The sequence below is a fragment of the Phytopseudomonas punonensis genome, from assembly GCF_900142655.1.
In the GTDB taxonomy this organism is placed as follows: domain Bacteria; phylum Pseudomonadota; class Gammaproteobacteria; order Pseudomonadales; family Pseudomonadaceae; genus Aquipseudomonas; species Aquipseudomonas punonensis.
The window spans coordinates 51,831-62,612 of sequence record NZ_FRBQ01000002.1; the positions used below are offsets into that span (position 1 = coordinate 51,831).

Consider the following 10,782-nt stretch of genomic DNA (forward strand, 5'->3'; position numbering starts at 1 on the left):
TGTGCGCAGTTGAAATCACGAAGCTTTGACGTCGCGGCCGGTGGCGCGTTCTGCCGCCGGCACCGGCGTTTGCGCCGCACTCGGCAAGTGGCGAGCGACCAGGGTGCGGTACGCCAAGGCGCCCAGGCAGGCACCCACGATCGGTGCGAAGATCGGCACCAGGAAGTACGGAATGTCACGGCCACCGGTGAGGGATATCTCGCCCCAGCCCATGAAGAAGGTCATCAGTTTGGGGCCGAAGTCCCGCGCCGGGTTCATCGCGAAGCCGGTCAGCGGGCCCATGGAGCTGCCGATCACGGCGATCAACAAGCCGATCAGCAGCGGCGCCATCGGGCCACGCGGAAGGCCGTTGTTGTCATCGGTCAGGGACATGATCAAGCCCATCAGGATGGCGGTAATAACCACTTCGACCATGAACGCCTGGCCGGTGGACAGCACCGGGTTGGGGAAGGTGGAAAACACCGACGCCAGTTCCAGGCTGGCTACCGAGCCGCGAACCATCTGGTGGGTTTGTTCAAACTCTGAAAACAGCCCGCTATAGAGCGTGTAAACCAGCAGTGCACCGCAGAAAGCGCCAGCGACCTGGGACAGAATGTAGAAGGGTAGTTTGCGCTTTTCGAAACCGGCGAAAATGCACAGCGCGATGCTGACCGCCGGATTGAGATGCGCGCCGGAAACGCCTGCGGTCAGGTAGACCGCCATGCTCACGCCGACGCCCCAGATGATGCTGATTTCCCAGAGGCCAAAGCTGGCCCCGGCCACCTTGAGTGCCGCGACGCAGCCGGTGCCGAAGAAGATCAGCAGAGCGGTGCCCAGAAATTCGGCCGTACATTGGCCCGACAGCGAGGGTTGTTGTAGCGCAGTTGTCATGGGGAAGCCTCGTTTTTGTTGTTGTGCGGCGCCGGTGCGAGGCGCGGAGAGGCTCGATCAGGAGCGTTCCGTTTGCACCATTGCCATTGCAGTTAAAGTCTCTGTGTGGATGTTCGCAATCGAAAAAAATATAGAGGCGTGTCGTCCATTGTCAAAAAATCGAACCCTAATGGCGGCTCATATTTTCGATATCAATCGCGCTTACAGATAAATAGGTCAGTTTGGCAAGGGATAGGTTCCCTTGCGAAACACCTTTTCTGAGCGTTGTTAACGCGGCGCAGCGTTTGCCGAGCGGCAGCGCTAGAATCGACCGGCTTTGCCGTTTCCAATCCAACCTGGAGCTGTCATGACCCCAGCGCTGAATCTGCTGAAAAAGGTGCGTGCCGAGCACCGAATTCACAGCTATGAGCACGACCCCAAAGCCGCCTCGTATGGTTTGGAGGCAGCGCAGAAGCTAGACCTTGAGCCTGCTCAAGTGTTCAAGACGTTGCTCGCAGTCAGTGAGAAAGGCGAACTGCTGGTGGCGGTGGTGCCAGTCATCGGCACACTCGACCTCAAGGCTCTGGCCCATGCCGCCGGTGTGAAGAAGGTGGACATGGCCCCGGTCGATGCGGCGCAGCGCGCGACGGGCTATCTGGTCGGCGGCATCAGCCCGCTGGGGCAGAAGAAACGCCTGCGCACTTTTATCGATAGCAGCGCGCGCAACTTTGCAGCGATCTATGTAAGTGCCGGGCGACGCGGCCTTGAAGTTGAGCTGAGTGCCGACACTCTGGTAGAGCACACTCAGGGGCAGTTCGCCGAGATCGGTCGTTAACCGCACGAACCTGTCGGTCGGCTGATTACCATACGCCGGATATCCCTCGCCCCGCTTGAAGCGAACTTCAGACACTGGCACTGTCGCAGCGCTGCCAGGTGGTGGCCGCGGTAAATCGAATGGACAGTGGGGCTGGCGTGTCGCCCCGCGCAAGCAGCAGGAGGCGATGCAAACAGTGAAAGGCTTTGCTTGGATGGCGAGTGGCCTGTTGGGCGCTGCAGTTATGGCCAGCAGCGGTGCCAGGGCCGAGAGCCTGATCATGGAGGCCGATGTTTGGTGCCCGGTCAACTGCGCGCCGGACGCTGAGCGCCCCGGCGTCTTCGTCGAGCTCGCCACGCAGATATTCGCCGAGGCCGGTATTGGGGTCGACTACCGCGTCACCAACTGGGCGCGCGCCGTGCAGGACGTGCGCAACGGCCGCGCCAACGCCCTGATCGGAGCGGGTGTACGTGACGCACCGGACTTTCTATTCGGCAAACAGGCCCCCGGTATTTCCCGTAACTGTTTCTATGCGCGCCCCGGTAGCACCTGGCGTTATACCGGGCTGGCGTCGCTCGCCGGTGTTCGCCTCGGTGTGATCAACGGCTACAGCTATGGCGAAGAGCTCGATGGTTACGTCAGGCGTTATGAGAGAGACCATGAAAGGCTGCAGCTGGCGGCGGGTGAGCAGGCGCTGGCGTTGAACGTACGCAAGGTCGAGCTGGGGCGCCTGGATGCGCTGGTCGAGAACACCTGGATCATGGCCATGCACATGAACCAGGCCGGCAATAAAAATGAGTTGATCGAAGTCGGTTGCCGGGTGCCGGATGTGCCGATCTATATCGCCTTCTCCCCAGTGCTTTCCTCCAGCGCCCGTTATCGCGACATCTTCGATGAAGGCGTGCGCCGCTATCGCCAGAACGGTCGGCTGGGCGCGCTGCTGCAGCGCTACGGCATTCACCCGCAACGCTGATCCTACTGTTGCGCTGCATTGGCCTAGAGCTGTATCGCAGCCAGGCGCTGCGGTGCTGGCATGCTCAGCGTTTCACTCCTCTACAGGAATCACTCGATGCCTTTGCCGTTTCATCAGATCGATGCATTCAGCGACAAGCCATTCGCGGGCAATCCCGCCATTGTCTATCGCCTCGATCACTGGCTCGACGACTCGCTGATGCAGCAGATCGCTGCCGAGCACAACCTGGCCGAAACCGCCTTTGTGGTGAAGGAGGGCGCTGCCTGGCGCATCCGCTGGTTTACCCCGACGACCGAAGTGCGGCTGTGCGGGCATGCCACGTTGGCCAGCGCCCATGCCTTGTTCGAGTGCCACGGCGAGGCGGGTGAGCGTATCGATTTCAACTATGTGGATGGCGCCTTGTCGGTCAGCCGCGAAGACGATCGCCTGGTGCTGGATTTCCCCTGTGCGCAACCGACGCCGATCGCCACCCCGCAGGGCTTGGCGGAAATTCTCGGGCAGACGCCGATTGCCGTGCTGGATGCGCCGCAGTTACTCGTCGTACTCGAGTCGCAGGCTGCTGTGGCTGCTTGCCAGCCAAATCTGAAAGCGCTGGCGCAATTGCCTTGGCCGGCGGTGATTATCACCGCAAAAGGTGAGTCGGTGGATTTCGTATCACGCAACTTCGCGCCCGCGGTGGGCATCGACGAAGATCCGGTCACCGGTTCGGCGCACTGCATTCTTACGCCTTACTGGGCGCAGCAACTGGGCAGGCCTGAGCTGAGCGCTTACCAGGGCGGTAAGCGCGGCGGTTTTCTATGGTGTTGGCTGAGCGGGGAGCGGGTGAAGATCGCTGGCCATGCGAGATTGGTGAGCAGCGGCCAGCTGCACCTATAAAGCCTTTTAGTCGGCCAGCTCCAGCGTCGATGGCGCGGCCACACTGCCCGGTGCTGCGAACGCCACCAAATGGTCGGCAGCGATCCGAATACCGACCTGTTCACCGGGCTGGTGATCGGCGTGGCTGGGGAACAGTGCTTCCAGCTGGCTGCCAGTAGGCAGTTGCAGGCGATACAGGGTGGCGGCACCGAGAAAACTCTTGCCGACGATTTTGGCCTTTTGCGCGCTTTGCGGGTCATGGACGATATCGTCCGGGCGCAGCAGCACATCCACCGCGCTGCCGACCGGCCAGGCGTAGGCGCGGTTGCCGCGGATCACGCCCAGTTCGGTCTGCACTTCATCGGGCGCCAATAGCTGACCGCGAATAAAGTAGCCCTGGCCGATAAAGCTGGCGACAAAGGGCGTCTGCGGTTCGTGGTAGAGGTTGAACGGCGTGTCCCATTGCTCCAGGTGGCCGGCCTTGAAGACTCCGACCTGATCGCTGACGGCAAAGGCTTCTTCCTGGTCGTGAGTGACCAGAATCGCACTGGTGCCACGGGCCTTGAGTATGTCGCGTACCTCATGACTGAGGCGTCGGCGCAGCTCGCCATCGAGGTTGGAAAACGGTTCGTCGAGCAACAGCAGTTGCGGGTTGGTGGCCAGCGCACGGGCCAGGGCCACACGCTGTTGCTGACCACCGGAGAGCTCGTTCGGATGGCGTTTGCTCAAGTGATCGAGTTTGACCAGTTCCAGCAACTCGCGGGTCACCTGCTCGCAGTTCGCCTGCTTGCGAATGCCGAAGGATACGTTCTGCGCCACGCTCAGGTGCGGGAACAGCGCGTAATCCTGAAACACCATGCCGATGCGGCGCTTCTCGGGCGCCAGGGTGAAGCCAGGGCGGGAAATCACTTCGCCGGCCAAGGCAATTTCACCTTCCAGCACCGGCTCGAAACCGGCGATGGCGCGCAGGGTGGTGGTCTTGCCGCAACCTGATGGGCCGAGCAGGCAGCCGATTTCCCCGGTATTGAGGTGCAGATCCAGGTGCTGCACGATGCGCTGGTCGCCGTAGCCACAACCCAGATTGCGCAGGCTCAACAGCATCGACTGGCTCATGCGTGGTGATACGCCGGTTCAACGAGGAATTCGAGCAGCGCTTTTTGCGCGTGCAGGCGGTTCTCTGCTTGATCCCAGGCCGCCGAGCGCGGGTCGTCGAGCAGATCGACGCTGATTTCCTCGCCGCGGTGCGCCGGCAGGCAGTGCAGAAACAGCACGTTCTCATCGGCCGCATCGAGCAGGGCGCGGTTCACCTGATACGGCGCGAACAGCTTGTGGCGCTCGGCAATTTCTTCTTCCTGGCCCATGGAGGCCCACACATCGGTGCTCACCAGGTGCGCGCCGGTGACTGCTTCGTGCGGGTCGCGGAAGATCTTCACCCGCTCGCCCGCTTCGGCTAGCAGTGCCGCATTCGGCTCGTAACCTTGCGGGCAGGCGACATGCAATTTGAAGTCGAACTGCATGGCCGCTTCTATATAGGAGTTGCACATGTTGTTGCCGTCGCCGATCCAGGCGGCGGTCTTGCCGACGATGCTGCCGCGGTGTTCTAGGAAGGTCTGCATGTCCGCCAGCAGCTGGCAGGGGTGCAGATCGTCCGACAGGCCGTTGATTACCGGCACTCGGGAGTTGGCGGCGAATTCGGTCAGGGTGCTGTGGGCGAAGGTGCGGATCATGATCGCATCGAGCATGCGCGACATGACGATGGCCGAGTCGGCAATCGGCTCGCCACGGCCCAGCTGGGTGTCACGCGGCGACAGGAAGATGGCCTGGCCACCGAGTTGGATCATGCCGGCTTCGAACGACAGGCGAGTACGGGTCGAGGCTTTCTCGAAAATCATGCCCAGCACGCGATTTCTCAGCGGCTCGAACAGTACGCCGCTGTTGCGCAAGCCTTTCAGCTCCATGCCGCGTCGGATCAGGCTCACCAGTTCATCCGGTGTGCAGTCCTTCAGCGAGAGAAAGTGTCTTGCGCTCATCGTTAACTACCTTTTGACAAACAGGGCGCAGGCTCTTTTTTCGGGAAAACGAGAGAGCCTGCGGCTGGGGGCCGCACAGTGCGACGAAACGGGAAGCCGCCGATGTTATAAGTAAATGACGCCTACGCGCAAATCCGCCCGGATTGCCAGATGTGACGCGCCTTTCAGGCTTTTCAACGAGCCTGATGCATGGCCCTGATGGCCCACGATTCACAGGGATGAAGCTGCTGGTACGTGCCCTCGCTGGCGCCCATGATGGCTTTCCAACAATAAAGCGAGGCTGGCCATGATCACGACCCTCCATCACCGTGCGTGCCACCTGTGCGAAGCCATCTGTGGGCTGACCCTTGAAGTCGACCAGGCTGCCGATGGGCAGCCCCAGGTGCGCTCCATCAAGGGTGACCGTGATGATCCGTTTAGCCGTGGGCATATCTGCCCGAAGGCCGTCGCCCTGCAGGACATTCAGAACGACCCGGATCGCCTGCGCCAGCCCATGCGCCGTAACGGCGACAACTGGGAAGCTATCAGTTGGCAGGAAGCCCTCGAGTTCGCCGCCAGCCGCCTCGCCGCCGTGCAGGCCGCCCATGGGCAGAATGCGGTGGCGGTCTATCAGGGCAACCCCAGCGTCCACAACTATGGGCTGATGACCCACAGCAATTACTTTCTCGGCCTGCTCAAGACCCGCAACCGCTATTCCGCCACCTCGGTCGATCAGTTACCTCACCACCTCACATGCCACCTGATGTACGGCCACGGTTTTCTGATCCCGATCCCGGATATCGATCACACCGACTTCATGCTGATCCTCGGTGGTAACCCACTGGCGTCGAACGGCAGCCTGATGACCGTGCCGGACGTGGAAAAGCGCCTCAAGGCCATCCAGGCCCGCGGCGGCAAGCTGGTGGTGGTCGACCCGCGGTATACCGAAACTGCAGCCATCGCTGACCAGCACCTGTTCATTCGCCCCGGGCAGGATGCGGCATTGCTGCTGGGCATGCTCAACACCATATTCGAGGAGGGCCTGGGGCGCGGCAGCCATCTGCCTGTCGCCGGGCTGGACGAACTGCGCAATGCGGTTGCAGCGTTCAGCGCAGAGCGCATGGCCGCGCATTGCGGCATTGCGGCCGAGACGATCCGTCAATTGGCCCGCGACTTTGCCGCTGCCGAGCGTGCCGTCTGCTATGGCCGCATGGGTGTCTCGACTCAGGTATTCGGCACCCTGTGCCAATGGCTGGTGCAGGTGATCAACCTGGTCACCGGCAATCTGGATCGAGAGGGCGGGGCGTTGTGCACCGAGCCCGCTGTGGACTTGGTCGGCGCCACTTCTGGCGGGCACTTCAACCGCTGGCAGAGCCGCGTATCCGGGTTGCCCGAATATGGCGGCGAGCTACCGGTCAGCGCCCTGGCCGAGGAAATGCTGACGGCGGGTGATGGCCAGGTACGTGCGCTGATTACCGTGGCAGGCAACCCGGTGCTGTCTACGCCCAATGGCCGTCAGCTGGAGCGTGGCCTCGAGGGGCTGGACTTCATGCTTAGCGTGGACTTGTACATCAACGAAACCACCCGCTATGCCGATCTGATCCTGCCGTCCACCGCGCCGTTGGAGCACGACCACTACGACACCACCTTCAACCTGTTCGCGGTGCGCAATGTCACTCGCTTCAACGAAGCAGTGCTGCCCAAGCCCGAGGGCGCATTGGATGACTGGGAGATTTTCGTCGGCCTGGCGCAAGCCTTCGCCGCGCAGACCGGCGCCACATTAAAACCGACGCAAGCGCCTGCACAAATGATCGACATGGGCTTGCGCATGGGGCCTTATGGCGACCGCTCGCCGCTCAAGTTGAGTTTGCAGACCCTGCAGGATCATCCGCACGGTCTGGATATCGGCCCGCTGAAGCCGAACCTGGCGGCGCGCCTGAGAACGGCCGATGGCCAGGTGCAGGCCGCGCCGCCATTGTTGCTTAACGATTTGCAGCGCTTCGCCGCACAGCCGGCATTGGTTGAAGGCCAGCTCCTGCTGATCGGCCGTCGCCATGTGCGCAGCAACAATTCCTGGATGCACAACTATCACCGGCTGGTGAAGGGCAAGCCGCGCCATCAGCTGTTGATGAATCCACAAGATCTCGCCCAACGCGGGCTTCAGGACGGTCAGCGGGTCAGAGTGCGCTCGCGGGTTGGCATGCTGGAGGTGGAGGTGCTGGCGAGCGCCGAGATGATGCCTGGCGTCGTCAGCCTACCCCATGGTTGGGGGCACGGCCGCCCTGGTGTGCAGATGAGCATTGCCCAGGCGACACCCGGGGTGAGTGCCAATGACCTGACCGACGAACGTCTGCTCGACGGGCTGTCGGGCAACGCCGCGCTCAATGGCGTGCCGGTGGACGTGGTGGCGCCTTGAATCACGTGCAGCGCATCTGCATGACTGAGCATTGCGCTCGGCTTTTGGTTACAATGCGCCACCGTATCGACCCACGAGTCGGATAGTCCAGTTCTGAGGTGCCTAATGGATATCATCGAAACCATCAAAGAGCAGATCGCCAGCAACACCGTTCTGCTGTACATGAAAGGCTCGCCGAATGCGCCACAGTGCGGTTTTTCCGCACGTGCTACGCAGGCGCTGATGGGCTGCGGCGAGAAGTTCGCTTACGTCGACATCCTGCAGAACCCGGAAATTCGCGCCAACCTGCCCAAGTACGCCAACTGGCCGACCTTCCCGCAATTGTGGGTAGCCGGTGAGCTGGTAGGCGGTAGCGACATCCTGCTGGAAATGTACGAAAAGGGTGAGTTGCAGACCCTGATCAAGGATGCCGTGCAGAAAGCCGACGCCTGATCGTCTGAAGACCCCGAATCCGCAGCCAGCGATGGCTGCGGATTTTTTTCGCCTGCGAAAAAGAGTCGCTGGCCGTTGCTGCGGTTGTATGCAGGGTTTTCCTGGGTATCGCTTCGCTCAACGCCAGGCTAAGGGAGGTAGCCCGTGGTTGAGCGAAGCTATACCCGGGGAGGTCGTGCGGATATTCCAGGTTCGGAGAGGCTCGGTGAGCTACTCCGCCTGCACATCCAGTACGCGGATACAGCCTTCATGCGGATAGTGCCAGTGCACATCGACGTCCCATAAACGTACTCCATAGCGGCGTTCGGGCGTGGGCTGCTGATAGGCCGGGCGCGGATCCTGGGCCAGGCATTGCTCGATCAGCTCGACCAGCGGCTCGTTCAGGCGCAAGCCGTGTTCGCGCGCCTGAGCCAGCGCGTTGTCTTGCCACTGCACCTCGATTCGCACGGGAGCGTCCGCAGCCATATGGTTGTGGGCGTCAGGCACGCAGTCGGCATAGGGCACGTAGGGTTTGACGTCGAGCACCGGCGTGCCGTCGAGCAGGTCGATGCCGGATAGCCACAGGCGATCCTTGTCGACTTTCTCCAGTTTCACCACCGATTGACCGATGCCGTTAGGCCGATGAGTCGCCCGCGTGGCGAATACGCCAAGCGAGCGATTGCCACCCAAGCGTGGCGGGCGCACCTTGAGCCTGGGTTTGTCTTCCAGCGCTTGATGAAAGAGAAACAGCAGCCACACGTGGCTGACCTGCTCCAGGCCCTGCAGCGCATCGCCTCCATCGAATGGTGCGCACAGTTCGAGCACGCCCCGCGCCGCGGGTGCCAGTTGCGGCTGGCGCGGGATGGCGAACTTCTCCTTGAAGCAGGAGCGCACATAGCCAATGGGCGAAACCTGGTAGCTCATGGTGTATCAGGCTCGCAGGCGCTGGGTCAGGCCCTTGAGGAAGTTGCGCAGGAACTGGTCGCCACAGGCGCGGTAGTTGCTGGTGCCGGCCTTGCGGAACAGTGCACTCATCTCTGGCTTCGACACTTCGAAATCGACGCTGCGCATGATGGTGTGGATGTCTTCTTCCTTCAGCTCGAAGGCTACGCGCAGCTTCTTCAGCACCTGATTGTTGGTGACCGGCAGCTCCAGGGCCGGAGCCGGGCGGCTGTCGTCCTTGCCGCGCTTGAAGTACACCAGGCCGTCGAGCGCATGGGCCAGCAGATCGTCAGTGCAGTCTTGGTAACCAGGCTCGTCGTCCTTTTTCAGAACGGCGGTGATTTCTTCCTCGGTGACCGTCTTGCCACCCAGCTTAACGATCTCGACCATTTTTGCATCGCTGACATCGAGCATGTAACGAACGCTGCGCAGCACATCATTATTGAGCATGAATATTCCTGGTTGGAGAGGCCGCGCTGGTGGGCGCTGCCGAAAAAATGGGGGGATTAGAAGCGCTCTTTGGCGCCTAGATAACGCCATTGTCCGGGTTGCACCTTGCCCATCGACACGGCGCCGACGCGGATACGCTTCATACCCAGTACCTTGAGGCCAACGCTGTTGCACATGAAAACCAGCTGACCGGGCAGCGGGTTCTTCAGTGCGAAGCGCAAGCGGGTTTCGTTCTGCCAGCTGACCTTGCAGGGTGCCAACGGCGTACCGTTGAACACCAGACCATGGTTGAGGCGCTTGAGATCGCGCTCGGACAGCTCACCGCTGACCTCGACCACGTATTCCTGCTCCAACTTGCTCAGGTCGTCCTTGAGCTTGCGCTCGATGCGCCAGTCCTGCGTCAGCACGTGCAGGCCGTCGGCACCCGCTTGCAGAGGGATGCAAGGTGTCAAGTTGACGAAATGGCCCTTGAGCGTACGTTGTTCGGCACGGTCCTCAGGCCAGCGGCTATCCGGGCCGATTTCTTCGGCAGCGCGCTCCGGAAAGCGGCCGCTGGGAATGTGCAGCAACAGGGTGACCGGAACCAGGGGTTCGGCGACCGCGCCAGTCAGCAGGACGACGGTCTCGTCGGTGACCTTGCGCTGGGGCTCGTCAACCACTTCACCATTAACCGTGACCCAGCCGCCTTCAATGTACAGCTCGGCCTCGCGGCGTGAGCAGCCGGTCAGTTCGATCAGGCGTTTGGAGAGGCGTAAGGGTTCGGTCATGGCAGAAGCATCATCAGCAAAGTGATGCCCATTGTAACGCCGAGAGCGGAGTCATGCGCGGGGCATGAAGAAAGCCGGGCGGACGCCCGGCTTGCAGATGACAGTGATCAGAAGATCAGCGAGAAAATACCAATCACGACCAGCAGGCCGATCAGGAAGATGATGCCGATGGTGCTGCCGAGAAACTTCAGCATGGTGCGACTCCTGTATTTGTCCGTTCAATATTGGGACTGGAGCGCGCCAGGCATCGTTCAGGGTAAATATCCCGGCGATCATAGGGCCGCCGGGATAAAAAG

General features: G+C 61.5%; 12 protein-coding genes. 5 read left to right on the forward strand and 7 right to left on the reverse strand.

The genetic code is table 11. The annotated features are described in order from the left end of the window. Positions 1 to 15: 15 nt before the first annotated feature. Entirely contained in the window at positions 16 to 870 is an 855-nt protein-coding gene (locus BUC40_RS06905; RefSeq protein WP_073264029.1) for an MIP/aquaporin family protein, read from the reverse strand. 346 nt (positions 871 to 1,216) lie between these two features. Here BUC40_RS06905 and ybaK point away from each other — a divergent pair, with 346 nt between their 5' ends. The 3 genes from ybaK (at position 1,217) to BUC40_RS06920 (ending at position 3,512) form a co-directional block, all read left to right on the forward strand. Beyond that, entirely contained in the window at positions 1,217 to 1,684 is a 468-nt protein-coding gene (gene ybaK / locus BUC40_RS06910) for a Cys-tRNA(Pro) deacylase (protein ID WP_073264031.1), read from the forward strand. Between the two features lie 166 nt (positions 1,685 to 1,850). Continuing rightward, positions 1,851 to 2,636: a substrate-binding periplasmic protein gene (locus BUC40_RS06915; protein ID WP_073264033.1), complete on the forward strand. Its 786-nt coding sequence runs from the start codon at positions 1,851 to 1,853 to the stop codon at positions 2,634 to 2,636. A gap of 96 nt (positions 2,637 to 2,732) precedes the next feature. Beyond that, on the forward strand, positions 2,733 to 3,512 hold the full coding sequence (locus BUC40_RS06920) for a PhzF family phenazine biosynthesis protein (protein WP_073264035.1): 780 nt from the start codon (positions 2,733 to 2,735) through the stop codon (positions 3,510 to 3,512). 6 nt (positions 3,513 to 3,518) lie between these two features. Here BUC40_RS06920 and BUC40_RS06925 read toward each other — a convergent pair whose 3' ends face one another. Both BUC40_RS06925 and argF read right to left on the reverse strand, forming a co-directional pair. Beyond that, positions 3,519 to 4,604, reverse strand: a complete 1,086-nt coding sequence (locus BUC40_RS06925) for an ABC transporter ATP-binding protein (RefSeq protein WP_073264037.1) — start codon at positions 4,602 to 4,604, stop codon at positions 3,519 to 3,521. Then, positions 4,601 to 5,521 carry an ornithine carbamoyltransferase gene (gene argF, locus BUC40_RS06930; RefSeq protein WP_073264039.1) on the reverse strand — a complete coding sequence of 307 codons (921 nt, stop codon included), beginning with the start codon at positions 5,519 to 5,521 and terminating at the stop codon, positions 4,601 to 4,603. Before argF ends, BUC40_RS06925 begins: the two co-directional genes overlap by 4 nt. 286 nt (positions 5,522 to 5,807) lie before the next feature. On the opposite strand from argF, the gene BUC40_RS06935 reads away from it, so the two are divergent. Both BUC40_RS06935 and grxD read left to right on the forward strand, forming a co-directional pair. Then, a complete protein-coding gene (locus BUC40_RS06935; RefSeq protein ID WP_073264041.1) occupies positions 5,808 to 7,916 on the forward strand; it encodes a molybdopterin oxidoreductase family protein in 2,109 nt (702 codons plus the stop codon). 105 nt (positions 7,917 to 8,021) lie between these two features. Next, the gene (gene grxD / locus BUC40_RS06940; protein WP_073264043.1) at positions 8,022 to 8,348 is read left to right on the forward strand and encodes a Grx4 family monothiol glutaredoxin; all 327 of its coding nucleotides are present in this window, start codon (positions 8,022 to 8,024) and stop codon (positions 8,346 to 8,348) included. Between the two features lie 210 nt (positions 8,349 to 8,558). Here grxD and tsaA read toward each other — a convergent pair whose 3' ends face one another. From tsaA to BUC40_RS23320, 4 genes are all read right to left on the reverse strand, one after another. Beyond that, positions 8,559 to 9,251, reverse strand: coding sequence for a tRNA (N6-threonylcarbamoyladenosine(37)-N6)-methyltransferase TrmO (gene tsaA / locus BUC40_RS06945; protein ID WP_073264045.1), 693 nt, complete (start codon positions 9,249 to 9,251; stop codon positions 8,559 to 8,561). 6 nt (positions 9,252 to 9,257) lie between these two features. Beyond that, the gene (locus BUC40_RS06950) at positions 9,258 to 9,719 is read right to left on the reverse strand and encodes a YehS family protein (RefSeq protein ID WP_073264047.1); all 462 of its coding nucleotides are present in this window, start codon (positions 9,717 to 9,719) and stop codon (positions 9,258 to 9,260) included. A gap of 56 nt (positions 9,720 to 9,775) precedes the next feature. Then, positions 9,776 to 10,486: an rRNA pseudouridine synthase gene (locus BUC40_RS06955; RefSeq protein ID WP_073264049.1), complete on the reverse strand. Its 711-nt coding sequence runs from the start codon at positions 10,484 to 10,486 to the stop codon at positions 9,776 to 9,778. Positions 10,487 to 10,593: 107 nt separating this feature from the next. Then, complete coding sequence (locus BUC40_RS23320) at positions 10,594 to 10,680, reverse strand: small membrane protein YohP (protein ID WP_111463138.1); 87 nt, start codon at positions 10,678 to 10,680, stop codon at positions 10,594 to 10,596. Positions 10,681 to 10,782: the final 102 nt, after the last annotated feature.

Excerpts from the sequence above, each read along its gene's own strand:
- ybaK (WP_073264031.1), top strand. The coding sequence starts at position 1,217 with ATGACCCCAGCGCTGAATCTGCTGAAAAAGGTGCGTGCCGAGCACCGA.
- grxD (WP_073264043.1), top strand. The coding sequence starts at position 8,022 with ATGGATATCATCGAAACCATCAAAGAGCAGATCGCCAGCAACACCGTT.
- BUC40_RS06915 (WP_073264033.1), top strand. The coding sequence starts at position 1,851 with ATGCAAACAGTGAAAGGCTTTGCTTGGATGGCGAGTGGCCTGTTGGGC.
- tsaA (WP_073264045.1), bottom strand. The coding sequence starts at position 9,251 with ATGAGCTACCAGGTTTCGCCCATTGGCTATGTGCGCTCCTGCTTCAAG.
- BUC40_RS23320 (WP_111463138.1), bottom strand. The coding sequence starts at position 10,680 with ATGCTGAAGTTTCTCGGCAGCACCATCGGCATCATCTTCCTGATCGGC.
- BUC40_RS06905 (WP_073264029.1), bottom strand. The coding sequence starts at position 870 with ATGACAACTGCGCTACAACAACCCTCGCTGTCGGGCCAATGTACGGCC.
- BUC40_RS06955 (WP_073264049.1), bottom strand. The coding sequence starts at position 10,486 with ATGACCGAACCCTTACGCCTCTCCAAACGCCTGATCGAACTGACCGGC.
- BUC40_RS06935 (WP_073264041.1), top strand. The coding sequence starts at position 5,808 with ATGATCACGACCCTCCATCACCGTGCGTGCCACCTGTGCGAAGCCATC.
- BUC40_RS06925 (WP_073264037.1), bottom strand. The coding sequence starts at position 4,604 with ATGAGCCAGTCGATGCTGTTGAGCCTGCGCAATCTGGGTTGTGGCTAC.
- argF (WP_073264039.1), bottom strand. The coding sequence starts at position 5,521 with ATGAGCGCAAGACACTTTCTCTCGCTGAAGGACTGCACACCGGATGAA.
- BUC40_RS06920 (WP_073264035.1), top strand. The coding sequence starts at position 2,733 with ATGCCTTTGCCGTTTCATCAGATCGATGCATTCAGCGACAAGCCATTC.
- BUC40_RS06950 (WP_073264047.1), bottom strand. The coding sequence starts at position 9,719 with ATGCTCAATAATGATGTGCTGCGCAGCGTTCGTTACATGCTCGATGTC.